Origin of the sequence: Methylobacterium sp. Leaf125 (assembly GCF_001423085.1) — a bacterium.
GTDB lineage: Bacteria > Pseudomonadota > Alphaproteobacteria > Rhizobiales > Beijerinckiaceae > Methylobacterium.
Genome location: NZ_LMNU01000012.1, coordinates 651,910 through 668,111, shown reverse-complemented (window position 1 = coordinate 668,111; position 16,202 = coordinate 651,910). Strand labels below are relative to the sequence as shown.

Sequence of the window (16,202 nt, the reverse complement as noted above, 5' to 3'; positions counted from 1 at the left end):
GCCGGGAGTGGCACACGCGAGGGTCGCAGGCACGCCACGTGTTCGTGATCGTCCCAAGCGGCGTCGCGTCATGCCCTTTGCGCCGAGGCAGGGGGACCGGGCGCAGGCGCGGCGGCTTCGAGCGCGGCGGGGCCCGGAGGCCCCGGGGACGGCGTCAGAAGTCGCGCTGGACCCGGGCCCGGACCTGGACGGTGTCCTCGCTGGTCTTCGTCCGGATCGCGTTGACCGGATTGTTGACGAAGGCTGCGTTCTGCGCGGGGAACCGGCTCAGGTCGAGCACGCGCCCGGCGGTGACGCCGTACTGGGTGTAGATCGTCTCGACGCCGATATCGAGGTTGCGGACCGGCGACCAGATCAGGCTTCCGCCGACCACGAAGCGGTAGGTGTCCCGCAGGACCTGGCTGACCTCGAAGAACCGCGTGCCCGGGACGCCGGGTCCGGCCGCGGTGATGCCGTACGCGGCGCCCTGCCGCGCGCGGGCGCCGTCGGCGAAGTTGATTTCGCCGTAGGAGGTGAAGAGGGCGGAGCGGAGTTCGGGCGTCCAGTAATGGAGGAACGAGGCGACGGCCGTGAACGTCGTCGAGAGTTCGAGACGGTTCGAGAACGGGTTCAGGACGGCATCGTTGAAGGACTGGTTGAAGCCCGAGCCTTGGATCGACGACGTGTTGCCGATGTAGGAGCCGGTATACGACGAGAACCCGGTATACATCCCCGCACCGTTGCCGTAGGCGGCCTGGAGGTAGAGAGCGTCGCCCGGCGCGATGAACGGCGCGTTGACCTTCACGCCGCCCTGGACGGCCCAGCCATAGGCGGTGGCGAGGCCGGGGCCGGCGACGCTGTTGGCGGCCGTCACGGCGGTGCCGAGGTTGGAGCCGGCGAAGGCCCCGGCGATCGGGTTGCCGTAGTTCAGCTCGTGGACGGCGGACGAGAGCTGGGCCGAGCCCCAGCTCGAATCGTAGCGCAGGACGCCGACGAAGTCGGGCATGCGGTTGCGCTGGACGACGTCGATGAAACCGACCCCCGTGGGCGTCCCGTTGGCGGCGAAGCCGATGACGAGCGGGCTCGCGGCCAGGCTCGTGCCGGGCGCGTTCGCCGCCGTGAAGAGCGGGGTGCGCCGGAAGGTCGGGTCTTCCATCGACAGGGTCGCGGAGAAGCCGGTGCCGCCGAGCTTGGTGGTGTAGGCCGCGAGATTGGTCGCGTTCACGTCGGAACTCATCGAGGAGGCGATGATCTCGAAGTCGTGGGCGTAGAAATCGTAGAAGGACGAGGCCCGGCCGGCCGTGAAGCCGGCGAACTGGATGAAGGCCTTGTCGGTGTTGAAGAACTGCTGCGCGCGTCCGGCCTGGTCCTGCCCGGTGGCCGGGATGGCGTTGCCGATGCGCTCCGTGGTCCCCGACCGCATCGTCGGGATGCCGGTGCGGCTCGCGGCCTCGAGGCGCAGGAAGGCCCGCAGGGTGCCGTAGCTGGTCTGGGTGCGCGCATCGACGTTGATGCGGGCGAGACCGCGATAGCCCACCAGGTCGCCGGGGGTCGAGCTGCCGCTCGACGACCGGCTGTAGCTGGTCTGGTAACCGGTCTCGAAGCGGGCCCGCCCGGAGAGGCGGATGCAGGTGTCCGTGCCGGGGATGTAGAAGAAGCCGCTGCCGTAGGCGTTGCAGACGCGGACGAATTCGATCGGCGCGGACGCCTTGGCCGGAAGATCGGCCGCCCCGGCTGACGAGCAGGCGACAAGACCTGCCGCAGACGCCATCAGTGTTCGATTGAGATCTTTCATGGTGTCACCCCCCCCCCAAAAGACTCGAGATGCCGTTTCGGCATGCGCCCGCGTTGCGTGCTGAGCCGAGGCTCGGCACGGACGAGCGGTTTGATTGTTTGATCAAGTCAGGATCCGGCGCTTTATCCGAACTGCATTGTCGGTTTCCGGATAAATACAATTTTTATAAGTCTATACTAGGGAGAGTCCAGGCTATTGGACTGATCTTCTGCGCTCTCATCATAAATGCCACAGTGCAGGCGGGGATCGAATGCGGCATCGGCAGGACGCGCCGATCCGCGTCGGCGGTGCCGGCGGATCGGTCGGATGGCAGCGTGGGGGCGCGCCGGCGTTTCCGCCGCCGCATGCCGGTTCCGTTCAGGTCATCAGAACACCCAGAGGCGGTCCGGCGGACATTCGAGCCAGTGCGGGCCGGGCGCCACCCGCTGGTGGGAGAGCACCCGCAGGCTTTGGCCCTCGCAGCGGAACAGGTGCTCGAACTGGTTGCCGAGATAGATCGAGGTCTCGTACTCGACCGGGATCCGGTTCTCGCCGGCCCCGTCGACGAGGCGCACGGCCTCGATCCGGATCACGCCCTTCGCCGCGCCGGTGGGCGCTTTCGCCGGGGCGGCGCCCGCTATCCGGTCGGTGCCCCAGAGGGCGTGCGGGCCCAGGGTGACGCGGGTGCGTCCGCTCCGGCGCTCCGTCACCCCGAGGGTCAGGGTGTTGTTGGTGCCCATGAACTCGGAGGCGAACAGCGTGGCGGGCCGCTCGTAGAGCTCCTCCGGCGTGCCGGACTGGACCAGCCGCCCGCCGTCGAGGAGCACGACCTGGTCGGCGATGGCGAGGGCCTCGCTCTGGTCGTGGGTCACGAAGACCGCGGTGATGCCCAGCCGCTTGATCAGGGCGCGGATCCAGATCCGGGCCTCCTCGCGCAGCTTGGCGTCGAGGTTCGAGAGCGGCTCGTCGAGGAGGATCACCGGCGGCTCGTAGACGAGGGCCCGGGCGATGGCGACGCGCTGCTGCTGGCCGCCCGAGAGCTGGGACGGGTAGCGCTCCCCCAGGGCCCCGAGCCCGACGCCGTCGAGGGCCGCCCGCACCTTCGTGCCGATCCCCGCCTTGCTCTCTCCGCGCAGGCGCAGGCCGTAGGCGACGTTCTCGAACACCGTGCGATGCGGCCAGAGGGCGTAGGACTGGAACACGAAGCCGAGGTCGCGCCGCTCCGGCGGCAGGTTCACCCGCGCGGCCGCGTCGAAGACCGGGCGCCCATCGATGCGGATCGCCCCGCGGGACGGCTCCTCCAGGCCGGCGATGGAGCGCAGCAGGGTGGTCTTGCCGCTGCCCGAGCGCCCGAGGAGGCAGACCACGGAGCCTTCCTCGAAGCGGGCGTCGATGCCCTTCAGCACTTCGACGGAGCCGTAGCGGAGGTGGAGGTCTTCGATGACGAGCTTAGGCATGACGCTTGTTCCCGAGTGCGAACATCAGGCCGAGGCCGACGAGGATCAGGGCGAGGTTGACGGTGGAGAGGGCGGTGACGAGGTCGACGGCGCCGGTGCCCCAGAGGGAGACCAGGAGCGAGCCGATGACCTCCGTGCCGGGGCTGAGCAGGTAGACGCCGGTGGAGTACTCGCGCACGAAGGTCACGAAGATCAGCACCCAGGAGCCGATCAGGCCGGCCTTGATCAGCGGCAGGGTGATGTCGCGGCTGACCTGGGCGGGGCGCGCGCCCGAGACCCGGCCCGCCTCCTCCAGTTCGGGGCCGATCTGCAGCAGGGACGCGCTGACGAGGCGCATGCCGTAGGCGAGCCAGACCAGCGTGTAGGCGAGCCACAGGCTGAACAGGGTCTGGCGGAAGGGCTGCAGGACCGGCGTGAACAGGAACAGCCAGAACATCGCCAGGCCGGCGATGAGCCCCGGCATGGCCCGCGGCACCAGCACCAGGTAGTCGAGCACTGCCGTCCAGCGCGAGCGCCAGCGGTGCAGGGCGAGGTTGACGAGGGCGTAGAAGCTCACCGAGAGCGCGCCGCCGACCGTGGCGATGAGCAGGGTGTTGACGATGCCCCGGACGAGGTTGGGGTACGCCATCAGCTCTCGGAAATGCGCGGTGGTCAGGTTCTCCCAGATGCCGACGCCCTCGCCCCAGGAGGCCAGGAAGGAGCGCAGCACCAGCGCGGTCACGGGGATCACCACGGTGACGCCGAGCCAGGCCACGATCAGCCCCAGGGCCGGCCAGCGCCAGGCGCCGATGGCCAGGGGGCGCTGGGCGCTGGCCTTGCCCTTCACCGCCACGTAGCGGCTGGCGGCGGCCAGCAGCTTGCGCTGGGTGTAGACCAGGGGCAGCGTCACGAAGATGATCGAGACCACCACCACCGCCATCAGGTCGTAGGACGGCGTGCCGAGCTTGTTCGTCAGCTTGTAGAGGTAGGTCGCCAGCACGAGGATGCGCTCGGGATCGCCCAGCACCAGGGGCAGGCCGAACAGCTCGAAGCCGAGGAAGAACACCAGCACCGAGGCGTAGAGGATGCTCGGCATGATCATGGGCAGGCTCACCGTCAGGGCGACCCGCAGGGGGCCGGCCCCGGCGGAGCGGGCCGCCTCCTCCACGTCGGAGCCGAGCGCGCGCAGGGCGGAGGACGCGTAGAGGAAGACGTGCGGGACGTGGGTGAGGCCCGCGATCAGGATCAGCGAGGTCTTGGAGTAGAGGTACCAGGGGATGCTGCCCACGAGGCCCTTCACCCAGAGGCTGACGAGCCCGACGGGGCCGAGGGCCACCACGAAGCCGAAGGCCAGCACCACCGAGGAGACGAACATCGGCACCAGCACCAGGGGCTCGATGAAGCGCTTGCCCGGCAGGTCGGTCCGCACCAGCAGGAAGGCCATCAGGCAGCCGAGCGGCACCGCGATCGCGGTCATGCCCACGGCGATGATCGCCGAGTTCAGGAAGGCCTCGCGAAAATCCTCCTCCTCGAAGAGGACGAACTCGTAGGCCTGGGTCGTCAGCGTGCTGTTCGGCTGGAAGAACGGCCCGCTGAGGAAGCTCTGGTAGACCACCAGGCTTACGGGGCCGAGGATCAGGAGCGCGGTGATCAGGACCACCGCGATGCGGAAGGCGCGCGGCATCGCTCAGTTCGCCGCCAGGGCGCGCTGCCACTGCTTCAGGAAGCGCAGGCGGGTGATCTGGTCGAGATAGGTGAGGAGCTCGGGCCCGACCCGGATCGGCTTCAGGGTCACCTCGCCGGCGCCCGGGAGGCTTCTGATGCCGTGGCTCTCCTGCAGGTCGTCGCGAACAGAGGTCATGGCGTGGCGGGCGAGCTCGACCTGGCCGGCCCTCGACAGGATGAAGTCGAGGAACAGCTTGGCGCTCGCCGGGTGCCGGGCCTTGGCCGAGACGAAGGCGATGCGCGACATCACCAGGGTGTAGTCCTTCGGCAGGACGAAGCTGAGGTTCGGGTCCTTCCGGTTCCGCTGGAGGACGTAGGAGCCGATCATGTTGTAGGCGAGCGTGTGCTCGCCCGAGACCACGCGCTCGATCATCGCCCCGGTGGAAGTGTAGAACTTGGCGCTGGCCTTCCCCATCGCCTTGACCGTGTCCCAGGTCGTCGAGGGGCTGATCTGCACGTCCTGGGTGACGTAGAGGAAGCCGACGCCGGAGCGCTCCGGATCGTAGGAGGTCACCTTGCCCTTCAGGGCGTCCGGCTGCGCGGCGAGGAGCTTGGCGAAGTCCGCGTGGCTGCGCGGCACGTCCGCCTCGGGCACCAGGCGCTTGTTGTAGGCGAAGACGATCGGCTCGGCGGTGGTGCCGTAGGCCTGGTCCTTCCACTTCGCCCAGTCGGGCAGCGCGCCCTTCTCCGGCGAGGCGTAGGTCATCGCGTAGCCGTCGTTGACGAGCTTGATCTGCAGGTCCATCGCCGAAGACCAGATCAGGTCGGCAGTCGCGCCGGCGGCCGCCTCCGCCACGTATCGGCTATAGAGTTCGGTAGAATTCTGGTCGGCATACTCGACCTTCAGCTTCGGATAGAGCGCCCGGAACTGGGTGAGTAGCTCGGAAACCTCGGCTGCATCCGCCGTCGAATAGATCGACAGTGCGCCTTCCTTGTTGGCGGCCTCGATCAACTCGGCATAATCCGCCGGATAACCGGACGGGACTGTCGTCTGTGCCTGCGCCTCAGCGACGAGGCCAAGTATCGACAGCGCGAGCGACAATGCGAGCCGCTTGTTCATGGTGTGCTCCCTGGCGATGGTGCGTCTCGTTGCGCACCTGTCGACAGTTAAGGTAACCACGGGAGCTTGCATCATCCTGACACGGCCCGGCGCCGCGTCGCAAAACATAGTTCATGGCGGTCGTCGCGGCCGTCGGGGAGGTCGGGGCACTCCATGCGGATCCTCATCGTCGAGGATGACGCCGCGCTGGCCCGCGGGATCGTCTCGGCCCTGCGCCTCAGCGGCTTCGCCGTCGACCACGCGGCCCGCGGCGCGGAGGTGCTGCCCTGGCTGCGCCAGGAAGCCTACGCCCTGGTGGTGCTCGATCTCGGCCTGCCCGACCGCTCCGGCTTCGACGTCCTGCGCGAGATCCGCCGGGCCGGCCTCGCGGTCCCGGTCATGATCCTGACGGCTCGGGCGGCGGTGGCCGACCGGGTGGTGGGCCTCGATCTCGGCGCCGACGACTACCTCGCCAAGCCGTTCGATCCGGCCGAGCTCGAGGCGCGGGTCCGGGCCCTCGTCCGGCGCGGGATCGGCCAGCCCGATCCGATCCTCACCTGCGCCGACCTGGTTTACGACCGCTCGGGCCAGATCGCGACCCTCGCGGGCCGGGTCCTCCCCCTGCGCAAGCGCGAGATCGCGATCCTCGAATCGCTGATGACCCGGGTGGGCCGCGTCGTCTCCAAGGAACGCCTGACCGCGGAGGTGTTCGGCTTCGACGAGGAGATCACGCCCAACGCCGTGGAGGTCTACGTGGCGCGCCTGCGCCGGCATCTCGGCGAGACCGGTCCGCGCATCGTCACCCTGCGCGGCCTCGGCTACCTGATGGAGCCCGGGCCGCCCGGGGATGCGCGGTGAGCATCCGCTCGCTGCGCCTGCGGGTCGCCGCCTACCTCCTGATCCCGATGGCGGCCCTCGCGCTGACGCTCGCGGCCGGCTCCACCTGGTTCGTGGATGCCTTCGTCACCCGCGCCTACGACCGGGTGCTGGCCGGCTCGATCCTGTCGATCGCGGAGCGGCTCTCGGTGCAGGACGGGCACGTGACCGTCGACGTGCCGGCGGCGGCCTTCGGCATGCTCTCCAACTCCGAGCGCGACAGCATCTTCTACAGCGTCACCGCCGACGGGGACTTGGTGACGGGCTACAAGGACCTGGGCCTGCCCGCGACGCTCCCGCCCCCGGAGACGCTAGCCTATCGCGACGGCATCTTCCTCGGCCAGCGCGTGCGCATCGGCCTGATGGTCAAGCCGATCTACGTCACCCGGCACACGGCCCTGGTCCAGGTCGCCGAGACCACCCATGGTCGCGACCTCCTGGTGCGCCGGATGCTCACCGCCCTGACGATCCTGGGCTCGACCCTGGCCGCCATCGGCCTCCTGCTGGTCTGGTTCGCGGTGCAGATGGGGCTGACCCCCCTCGACCGCCTGCGCCGGGAAGTGGAGCAGCGCCGCTTCGACGGCCGTGGCGCGGTGCCGGCCTTCACCGTCGCGGGGGTCCCGCAGGAGGCGCTGCCCCTAGTCGGCGCCCTCAACGAGCTCCTGCGCCAGCTCAACCACGCGCTCGCGGTGATGCGCGAGTTCACCGCCGACGCCTCGCACCAGCTGCGCACGCCCCTGGCGATCCTGAAGACGCATCTGAGCCTCCTCGACCGGCAGCCTCCGGCGAGCGCGGCCTGGTCCGCGTCGCGGGCCGATATCGACGCCGCCGTGGACCGCCTCGACCACCTCATCGCGCAGCTGCTGACCCTGGCGGCCGTGGAGGAGGGAGCGGCCCGCCGCCCCAAGCCGGACACGGTCGACGTGGCGGCCCTGGCGCGCGACACCGCCGCCGACTTTGCCGGCCTGGCGCTCCGGCGGGGCATCGACCTGTCCTTCGAGGCGCAGGGCCGGACCCGCGTCACCCTCGAACCGCTCCTGCTCGCGGAGATCCTGCGCAACCTGATCGACAATGCCCTGCGCTACACCGAGCCCGGCGGGCAGGTCGCCGTGACCGTCTCCACGGTGGAGGCGCGGGACGGCACCGAGATCCGCATCGCCGTGACGGATGACGGTCCCGGTATCCCGGAGGCGGAGCGCGAACGGGTCTTCGAACGCTTCCACCGCCTCGACGAGGGACGCGACACGGAGGGCAGCGGCCTCGGCCTCGCCATCGTCCGCGCGTTCTCCCGGCAACTCGGCGCCACGGTCACGCTCGGCAACGGCCCGAACGGGCGCGGCCTGCGCGCCGACATCGTTCTGCGGTGCGCGCCCGAGCGGGACCCGCCCCTCGCGGCGACGGCCGCGGGCGGGGCGTGACGGGACCGGCGGGTCGGCGCTCAGGCTGGCCCATCCCGCCGTCGGTCTCGGACGCTTCCGGAGGCTGCCCGCGCAAGACCGATCGGTGTCCGGGGATGAAAGCCCGATGACCGGCCGGGATTACGGCCGGCCATGTTGTGGCGCGCGCCGGACAACCGACCCCACGATGGATCGCTGTGTTTCATCGCCCTGTCATGGGGCGGATCTATGGGCTGCCCGAGCCTGAACTGTCCCGATGCGGTCGAGCGGTTTGTCGTCCGATGCTGTCCAGCGGCAGGAGGGCGGAGCGTCGACCGTGTTGCCGACGGGTCATGCGGGCTCGCGAACAGGGCGTCGGTTCCCGGCGCTTCCCTCTCCGCAGAGCGCCAGCATGCATCCGACGCCGCCGGCCTTCGCGAACGGTTCCCCGGCCCCCGCGCCGGATTGTGACCCGCTCCGCGTCGGCCCACGCCCCGGCCGGACGGCATCCCCCAGGACCAGCTTGACTTCACGACGGAGACCCCGCCGGCCATGACCTACACGCTCCAGATCCTGCACGCCTCCGACTGGGAGGCCGGCCTCCTCGCCACGCAGCGCGCGGCGAACTTCGCCGCCATCGTGGACAAGCTCGAGGACGCGACGCCGAACTCGATCACCCTCTCCACCGGCGACGGCTGGATCCCGAGCCCGTTCTTCATCGCGGGCGCCGACCCGCAGCTCGCCGCCACCTACAACGGCGTCTACAACCAGGTCTACGGTCTCACCGGCGCGGCCGCCTACACCAAGCTCGCGGCCTCGGTCGGCCGGGCGGACATCACCATCCAGAACATCATCGGCGTCCAGGCGGCGGTGTTCGGCAACCACGAGTTCGATTCCGGCCCGACCGAGGTCGCCAACATCATCGGCGCCAATCTCGGCACGGCGGCGGGCAGCGCCGACGACAGCTGGGTCGGCGCCCAGTTCCCCTATCTCTCGACCAACTTGACCTTCTCGCGCGAGGCCGCGCTCGCGGGCCTCGTCAACCCGAACGTCTCGAACGCTACCTTCGCGCAGACGGGGCCGGCCTCGACCCAGACCGGCACCGGGGCGGACAAGATCGCCAAATCCACGATCCTGGTGGAGAACGGCGAGAAGATCGCCTTCGTGGGCGCCACCACCCAGCTCGAGCCGCTGCTGACGACCCTCGGCAACGTCACGCTGGACGGCTTCAACGGCCAGGACGACATCGCCCTGCTGGCAAGCCAGATCAACGCCGAGATCGACCGGGTGCTCGCCGCCAATCCGGACGTGAACAAGGTCATCGTCGGGACCCACCTGCAGCAACTCGCCAACGAGCAGGCCCTGGCGCCGCTCCTGCGCAACGTCGACGTGCTCATCGGCGGCGGCTCGCACACCCTGCTCGCCGATAGCGGCGACCGCCTGCTGCCCGGCGACACGGCCGGCGGCGGCTACCCGCAATTCTTCACCAATGCCAGCGGCCAGACCCTCGCCCTGGTGAACACCGCCTCCGAATATTCCTACGTGGGCCGTCTCACCGTCACCTTCGACGACCGGGGCAACATCATCCGTGACTCGGTGAACCCGGCCACCAGCGGCGCCGTCGCGGTGGACGACACGACCGTGGCGGGGCTCTACGGCTCGACGGCCGCCGCCTTTACGCCCGGCAGCAAGGGCTTCCTCGTCCGTGAGGTGATCGAGGGCCTCGACGCCGACAACGACGGCGTCCAGGAGACCGCCGGCATCGCCGACGTGATCCGCCAGCAGGACGGCAACATCCTCGGCCGCACCAGCGTGTACCTGGAGGGGCGGCGCGGCGAGGTCCGCACCGAGGAGACCAACCTCGGCGACCTCTCGTCGGATGCGAACCTCTGGTACGCCCAGCGGTTCGATGCCGGCGTCACCGTCTCGATCAAGAACGGGGGCGGCATCCGCGACTCGATCGGCTCCTTCTCGACCACGGGCGGCACCACCGCCGAGCTGCCCCCGGCGGCCAATCCCTCCGCGGGCAAGCAGGCCGGCGACATCTCGCAGCTCGACGTCACCAACTCCCTGCGCTTCAACAACAACCTGGCGATCACCACCGTGACGGCCGCCGAGCTGGAGCGCATCCTCGAGCACGGCGTCGCCGCGGTGGCGCCGGGAGCGACCCCGGGCCAGTTCGCCCAGGTCGGCGGCATCTCCTACAGCTTCGACGCCACGAAGCAGGCCCAGACCCTCGACGTGAACGGCGCGGTCACCCGCGAGGGGCAGCGCATCATCAATGCGGCGATCCTCGACGCCGACGGCCGCATCCTCGACACCCTGGTGCAGAACGGCCAGATCGTCGGCGATGCCGGCCGCGCCATCAAGGTCGTGACCCTCGACTTCCTCGCCACCGGCACCGCCTCGGCGCCGGGCCTCGGCGGCGACAACTACCCCTTCCCGGCCTACGGCGAGAACAAGGTTGCCCTGCGCGACGCCGCCGCGGTCTCCCTGCCCGACACCGAGACCTTCGCGGTCAAGGGCTCCGAGCAGGATGCCCTGGCCGAGTACCTGAAGGCCTTCCACGCCGTCACGCCCTACGGCACCGCCGATACCGGACCGGCCGGCGACCTGCGCATCCAGAACCTCTCCGCCCGGGCCGACATGGTGTTCCAGCGCGGAGTCGTGAAGATCGGCACGGACGGTGCCGACATCCTCCAGGGCACGCCCTTCGGCGACGTGCTGCAGGGCGGGGCCGGCGACGACACCGTGTTCAACAGCCTCGGCGACGACATCCTGATGGGCGGCGGCAAGGCCGGTGCAGTCGGCAACGACACCCTGATCTTCCAGTCGCGCCTCGCCGACGCGCAGGTGACGCAGGACGGGGCCGTCACCCTCGTCACCGGACCGGAGGGCCGCGACACGATCGGCGGCTTCGAGCGCATCCTGTTCTCGGACACGACCATTGTCCTCAACGACGGCAATCCCCTGGTGAACGACCTCTACTACCTCGCCCGGTACAAGGACGTGCTGGCGTCCGGCATGGACGCGGACGACCACTACGCCCAGTTCGGAGCCCAGGAGGGCCGCGACCCGAATGCCGTCTTCTCGACGAAGGGCTACCGCGCCGCCAACCCGGACGTGGCCGCCGCCGGCACCAACCCGCTGACGCAATACGCCGAGGCCGGCTGGAAGCAGGGCCGCGACCCGGGCGTGTCCTTCGACGACGAGGCCTATCTCGCCCGCAATCCCGACGTGAAGGCGGCCGGCGTCAACCCGCTGGCGCACTACCTCGAATTCGGTCAGGCGGAAGGCCGCGCCACCTTCGCGGCGGTGGGCCGGCCCACCGACATCCAGGGCGGCTTCGACCCGGAATACTACCTCCTGGCCAACGCGGACGTGGCCGCCGCGGCGTCGGCGGCGGGCGGGGACGCCTTCGCGTTCGCCCGCCAGCACTTCGCGGCGTCGGGCTGGACGGAGGGGCGCGACCCCAACGCGATCTTCGACACCAAGGGCTACCTGGCCGCCTACGGCGACGTGGCCCGCTCGGGCATGAACCCGCTCGTCCATTACGAGACCTTCGGGTGGAAGGAAGGCCGCGACCCGGCCGCCGACTTCGACACCAAGGCGTACCTCAAGGCCTACGCGGACGTCGCCCGGGAGGGCATCGACCCGATGCAGCACTTCCTCCAGTTCGGCTTGGTGGAGAACCGCGTGGTCGTGGACGACGGCCATTTCGGCTGACGCGCGGGTCCGCTGGGACGGGCCCATCGACAGGCGCTGCGGCCGGGCCTCGGCCGCGGCGTGGATCGCTTGGGGATAAGGCCCCTGGCGGGGAGGCCGGACGGGCCGGCATCCTCCCCGCCCCGGCTCGGTCGCGTACCCGGTCCGGGTTCGCATCGGTCTGTGGCCGGGGGCGCGGCAGGCGTCGTCGCCTGAGACCGGCGAGCGGCATGCCCCTGCGGGGTGTCAGCGCACCACCACCTTCGCGCCGATCGGCACCCGGTCGTAGAGGTCGACCACGTCGTCGTTGAGCATGCGGATGCAGCCCGAGGACACCGCCTGGCCGATCTTCTCCGGCTCGTTGGTGCCGTGGATGCGGAACAGCGTGTCCTTCTTGCCCTCCGCGAGATACAGCGCGCGGGCGCCGATCGGGCTGGTGGGGCCGCCCTCCAGGCGCTTCGGCAGGTCGGGCCGGCGGGCCAGCATCTCCGGCGGCGGGTTCCAGTCCGGCCATTCGCCCTTGCGATCGACCTCGGCCGTCCCGGCCCAGGCCATGCCGGCATGGCCGACGGCCACGGGATAGCGCACGGCCTTGCCGTCGGGCAGCACGTAGTAGAGCCGCCGCTCCTTGGTGACCACGATGACGGTTCCGGGCGCTTCCCGCGTCGGGTAGTCGACGGTGGCGCGGGCGATCTTCGGATCGACGGGGGCGGTCGGCGCGAGCTTCATCCAGGCCTTGTCGCGCTCCGGACCGGCCAGGGGAGCGGCGGCGAGCGGTCCGGTCGCCGGTCCCGTCGCCCCTGAATTGGTCTGGGTGTTGCAGGCGCCGAGCGGCAGCAACGCGCCGATCAGGAGCAGGAGGGCGGGCGCGCGCATGGGTCAGGGCCTGTCTCGACCCGCCCGTCATCGGGCGCGGTCTGATCGATTCGTGTTCAGACAGGTCTTGCACAACCCGAGCCGAGCGCGCATCCCGGCAACGTGATCACGCGCAAGATGTGATACATTGGCATCATCTGTTGTATCGAAGCGACAGGTCGGCGGCCGCAAGGGGATGATCGTGACGACGCTGTACGTGAGCCATCCGTCCGCCCTCGATCACGCGATGCCGGAGGGACATCCCGAACGCGCCGACCGGATCCGGGCGGTGGAGCGGGCCCTCGAGGACGAGCGCTTCGCCGGTCTTCTCCGGGGCCAGGCCCCGAAGGCCGAACCCTCGGTGCCGACCCTGGTCCATCCCGTACCCTACGTGCAGGCGCTCATCGAGGCGTCTCCAACGGACGGCTACGTCCAGATCGACGGCGACACCCTGCTCTCCCCCGGAACCATCGAGGCGGCCCTGCGCGGGGTCGGCGGCGCCGTGCACGCGGTCGATGCCGTAATGGCGGGCGAGTGCGCCAATGCCTTCGTGGCCATGCGGCCTCCGGGCCATCATGCCGAGCGCATGACCGCGATGGGGTTCTGCGTCTTCAACAACGCCGCCATCGCGGCGCGCCACGCCCGCGAAGCCCACGGGGCGAGCCGGGTGGCGATCGTCGATTGGGACGTCCACCACGGCAACGGCACGCAGGACATCTTCTGGGACGACCGCGCGGTGATGTACGCCTCCACTCACGAGATGCCGCTGTTTCCGGGCACCGGCACGACGTCGGAGCGGGGCAACCACGACACCATCGTCAACGTGCCCCTGCGGGCGGGCGACGACGGCCCCGTCTTTCGCGAGGCCTTCGAGGCCGGCATCCTGCGCCGTCTCGACGCCTTTGCCCCCGACCTCATCATCATCTCGGCCGGCTTCGATGCCCATCACCTCGATCCGCTCGGCCATGTCGAACTCACCGAAGCGGATTTCGGCTGGGCGACCCGCCGCCTGATGGAGCTGGCCCATCGCCACGCCGGCGGGCGCGTCGTCTCGGTGCTGGAGGGCGGCTACAGCCTCAAGGGGCTCGGCCTCTCCGTTGCCGCCCACGTGGATGCCCTGATGGGGCGCTGAGCTCCCGGCGCTCGTCCACCCGTTCGCTCTCAGGCGACCGGCTCCAGGGTGAGAGCCGGATTGTCGGACGGATCCGCCATGGCGACGGCGATCTCGAACAGCAGAAGGTCGATCAGCCGCCGCATCACCGGCGTCCCGGTCTCCTCGATGACGGCGCGTGCCGCGATGCAATGGGCGGCGAGCACGTCGAGGGCTTCGCCCTTCGGCGGCGGGATCAGGGTGAGCATGGCAGGTCCTTTGCGGCCGCGCGTCAGGCGGCGAGGTAGGGGTAGGTCGGGGCGAGCACGGAGTCCGTGCGCCCCGTGAGGGTGCGCAGGCGCGCGAGGGTCCGGTCGTCGAACTCCGCGGTGGCCGCGATGATGTCCTCGCCGCTGATCGATTGCGGCAGGCCCAGCGGTCGGGCCCGGAAGTGGAGCTGCACCACGTGCAGCAGGTAGAGGGTCGGCATCTGCAGCACGAGCTGGCGTACGCCGTTGGCGAGGCCCCACTCGACGATGCCCGAGAGCAGGGCGAGCGAGACCGGATTGACCGCCTTGCCGCGTCCGCGATGGGACCGGGCGACGGCCTGGCGCGTCCATTCCCAGGTGTCGTGGCCGCGGGGCAGCGCCCCCTCGCAGAGCTGCGGCAGCACGTCCGAGAGGAGGTGCGGTCGGGTCGTCGGCAAGAGCCGGCTGTAGCCGATGACCCGCCCCGCCTCGATGGCGAGGAAGTGCATCGCGTGGGCCGTGTCGAACTGGTCGATCTCGCGCCCATCGGGACGAGCGAGGTCGAGCCAGCGCTTTTCCTCCACGAAGATCTCGTGCCTCAGGCGCCAGACCTGTTCCATTTCTTCGCGGAAGCAGTATTCATTCGCGGGTGTCACGATCTGGATCATGTCGAAACCTCCGTTCCGAGGTCGCTTCTGACATGAGCGTGACAGTCACAAACCTACGGGAACCCGTAGGTGGATGCGGTGCGGCGTGCGGGATCGGCGCCGGCGGACCGTGCGTGTCTCGTCGCGATGGTGCCCCGAAGGGGCCGTGTCAGGTGATCAGCCCGCGCCGCAACGCCACCGCGACCGCCTGGGTCCGATTGGTCGTGCCGAGCTTCGTCCGGGCCGAGCGCAGGTGGAAGTCCACCCCGTGGGTCGAGATGCCCATGACCTCGCCGATCTCCCAGTCGGTCTTGCCCTCCGCCGCCCATTGCAGGGCCTCGCGCTCCCGCGGCGCGAGCTTGGCGGCCCGCGCCGCCCCGGCCGGGCCGCGCAGGCGCAGCAGGTGGCCGAAGGCGTAGGTGGCGATCAGGTGGAGCATCGGGCGATCGCCGGGATTCAGCCCGAGGCGCTCGCCCGAGAGGCTGAACCCGGCCATATCGCCGTCGAGGGTCATCAGCGGCACCGTGATCCCGTCGCGCAGGCGGAATTCGCCCGCCTCCGCCATCACGCGGCGGGCGCCGGCATCGTCGCGGAACCGCTCGCCCAGCTCGCTCCAGGCGAAGGGCGCCGTGCTGTCGACCAGGTGGCGGACCGTGGGGTCGTGGAAGGCGTAGCCGCGCGTCAGGTAGCGCCGGCCCCATTCCTCCGGGAAGGTGTTGACGAGGATGTGCCCGTGCTGCTGCCGCGCCGGCGTCCCCTTCCGGGGAATGGTCCCCGCCATGGCATGGGACACGCCGTGGGCCGCGAATTCCGTGACCAGCAGCCGACCCACATCGTCGGTGCTCGCGGTCCGGTCGAGCGCCCGGAGGAAGCCCAACGTCTGGTCCAGCGCCTTGCGCGTCATCGCAAATCCGACATCGTCACCCCACCGCAAGTGAAAACCGGATAACTCTAGATTGTCAACGCGCCGGTGTTGTGCGTGTGGCGGTAGCGATCGGCCTCAGCCGAACAGGTCCACGGTCGTGAAGCCCCGCGCCTGCATCCGCTCGGCGAGGACGCGGCGATGGCAGCGTGCCGGCTCACGCTCGAAGCAGAGCAGGCAGATCGGCGTGCGATCGGCCAGGGTACAGAGTTCGTCGAGGGCGAGTCCGCCATCGGCGGTGTCGAGCACCTCCTCGCAATAAATGCGCCGCATCAGGGCCGCGTCGTCGGCGCGCGCCGCCTGCCGCCCGGCCTTCGGCGTGCCGAGGCTGCGGGCATGGGCGTAGCCGATGCCGGCGTCCTCCAGGCTGGTGCGCAGGGCATTCTTGGAAAAGCCGCGCTTGCGGGAATTCGCCACGGCGCGGACATCCGCCAGGGTCCCCACCTGCGCATCCCGCAGGGCGGCGATCAGGCGCTCGGAATCGAGGCCTTCGTACCCGATGGTGAACAGAACCTTCACGGCACTCTCCT

General features: G+C 70.0%; 12 protein-coding genes and 1 pseudogene. 4 read left to right on the top strand and 9 right to left on the bottom strand.

The window, feature by feature from the left end:
* Nucleotides 1-154: 154 nt before the first annotated feature.
* The 4 genes from ASF58_RS14195 to ASF58_RS14180 form a co-directional block, all read right to left on the bottom strand.
* The gene (locus ASF58_RS14195) at nt 155-1,774 is read right to left on the bottom strand and encodes a porin (RefSeq protein ID WP_055953232.1); all 1,620 of its coding nucleotides are present in this window, start codon (nt 1,772-1,774) and stop codon (nt 155-157) included.
* A gap of 365 nt (nt 1,775-2,139) precedes the next feature.
* Complete coding sequence (locus ASF58_RS14190; RefSeq protein WP_055953230.1) at nt 2,140-3,210, bottom strand: ABC transporter ATP-binding protein; 1,071 nt, start codon at nt 3,208-3,210, stop codon at nt 2,140-2,142.
* Nucleotides 3,203-4,873: an iron ABC transporter permease gene (locus ASF58_RS14185; protein WP_055953227.1), complete on the bottom strand. Its 1,671-nt coding sequence runs from the start codon at nt 4,871-4,873 to the stop codon at nt 3,203-3,205. Before ASF58_RS14185 ends, ASF58_RS14190 begins: the two co-directional genes overlap by 8 nt.
* 3 nt (nt 4,874-4,876) lie before the next feature.
* On the bottom strand, nt 4,877-5,974 hold the full coding sequence (locus ASF58_RS14180; protein WP_055953223.1) for an ABC transporter substrate-binding protein: 1,098 nt from the start codon (nt 5,972-5,974) through the stop codon (nt 4,877-4,879).
* A 153-nt stretch (nt 5,975-6,127) separates the two neighbouring features.
* On the opposite strand from ASF58_RS14180, the gene ASF58_RS14175 reads away from it, so the two are divergent.
* The 3 genes and pseudogenes from ASF58_RS14175 to ASF58_RS14165 all read left to right on the top strand — a co-directional run.
* Nucleotides 6,128-6,811, top strand: a complete 684-nt coding sequence (locus ASF58_RS14175) for a response regulator transcription factor (RefSeq protein WP_055953220.1) — start codon at nt 6,128-6,130, stop codon at nt 6,809-6,811.
* Nucleotides 6,808-8,247, top strand: a complete 1,440-nt coding sequence (locus ASF58_RS27490) for a sensor histidine kinase (protein WP_055953217.1) — start codon at nt 6,808-6,810, stop codon at nt 8,245-8,247. The genes ASF58_RS14175 and ASF58_RS27490 overlap by 4 nt, the downstream gene beginning before the upstream one ends.
* Nucleotides 8,248-8,712: 465 nt before the next feature.
* Nucleotides 8,713-11,931, top strand: a pseudogene (locus ASF58_RS14165) (5'-nucleotidase C-terminal domain-containing protein); the annotation flags it as partial.
* Between the two features lie 225 nt (nt 11,932-12,156).
* Here the strand turns inward: ASF58_RS14165 and ASF58_RS14160 are convergent.
* A complete protein-coding gene (locus ASF58_RS14160; protein ID WP_055953214.1) occupies nt 12,157-12,786 on the bottom strand; it encodes a L,D-transpeptidase in 630 nt (209 codons plus the stop codon).
* Nucleotides 12,787-12,967: 181 nt separating this feature from the next.
* On the opposite strand from ASF58_RS14160, the gene ASF58_RS14155 reads away from it, so the two are divergent.
* Nucleotides 12,968-13,897: a histone deacetylase family protein gene (locus ASF58_RS14155; protein WP_055953830.1), complete on the top strand. Its 930-nt coding sequence runs from the start codon at nt 12,968-12,970 to the stop codon at nt 13,895-13,897.
* A 29-nt stretch (nt 13,898-13,926) separates the two neighbouring features.
* On the opposite strand, the gene ASF58_RS14150 is transcribed toward ASF58_RS14155, so the two are convergent.
* The 4 genes from ASF58_RS14150 to ASF58_RS14135 all read right to left on the bottom strand — a co-directional run bounded on the left by ASF58_RS14150 (nt 13,927) and on the right by ASF58_RS14135 (nt 16,182).
* Entirely contained in the window at nt 13,927-14,124 is a 198-nt protein-coding gene (locus ASF58_RS14150) for a hypothetical protein (protein WP_055953211.1), read from the bottom strand.
* Between the two features lie 23 nt (nt 14,125-14,147).
* Nucleotides 14,148-14,771: an acyl-homoserine-lactone synthase gene (locus tag ASF58_RS14145; RefSeq protein ID WP_055953208.1), complete on the bottom strand. Its 624-nt coding sequence runs from the start codon at nt 14,769-14,771 to the stop codon at nt 14,148-14,150.
* A gap of 148 nt (nt 14,772-14,919) precedes the next feature.
* A complete protein-coding gene (locus ASF58_RS14140; RefSeq protein WP_055953205.1) occupies nt 14,920-15,654 on the bottom strand; it encodes an autoinducer binding domain-containing protein in 735 nt (244 codons plus the stop codon).
* Between the two features lie 96 nt (nt 15,655-15,750).
* Nucleotides 15,751-16,182, bottom strand: coding sequence for a DUF488 domain-containing protein (locus ASF58_RS14135; RefSeq protein ID WP_055953827.1), 432 nt, complete (start codon nt 16,180-16,182; stop codon nt 15,751-15,753).
* Between the last annotated feature and the right edge of the window lie 20 nt (nt 16,183-16,202).

Excerpts from the sequence above, each read along its gene's own strand:
- ASF58_RS14195 (WP_055953232.1), bottom strand. The coding sequence starts at position 1,774 with ATGAAAGATCTCAATCGAACACTGATGGCGTCTGCGGCAGGTCTTGTC.
- ASF58_RS14190 (WP_055953230.1), bottom strand. The coding sequence starts at position 3,210 with ATGCCTAAGCTCGTCATCGAAGACCTCCACCTCCGCTACGGCTCCGTC.
- ASF58_RS14185 (WP_055953227.1), bottom strand. The coding sequence starts at position 4,873 with ATGCCGCGCGCCTTCCGCATCGCGGTGGTCCTGATCACCGCGCTCCTG.
- ASF58_RS14180 (WP_055953223.1), bottom strand. The coding sequence starts at position 5,974 with ATGAACAAGCGGCTCGCATTGTCGCTCGCGCTGTCGATACTTGGCCTC.
- ASF58_RS14175 (WP_055953220.1), top strand. The coding sequence starts at position 6,128 with ATGCGGATCCTCATCGTCGAGGATGACGCCGCGCTGGCCCGCGGGATC.
- ASF58_RS14160 (WP_055953214.1), bottom strand. The coding sequence starts at position 12,786 with ATGCGCGCGCCCGCCCTCCTGCTCCTGATCGGCGCGTTGCTGCCGCTC.
- ASF58_RS14150 (WP_055953211.1), bottom strand. The coding sequence starts at position 14,124 with ATGCTCACCCTGATCCCGCCGCCGAAGGGCGAAGCCCTCGACGTGCTC.
- ASF58_RS14145 (WP_055953208.1), bottom strand. The coding sequence starts at position 14,771 with ATGATCCAGATCGTGACACCCGCGAATGAATACTGCTTCCGCGAAGAA.
- ASF58_RS14140 (WP_055953205.1), bottom strand. The coding sequence starts at position 15,654 with ATGACGCGCAAGGCGCTGGACCAGACGTTGGGCTTCCTCCGGGCGCTC.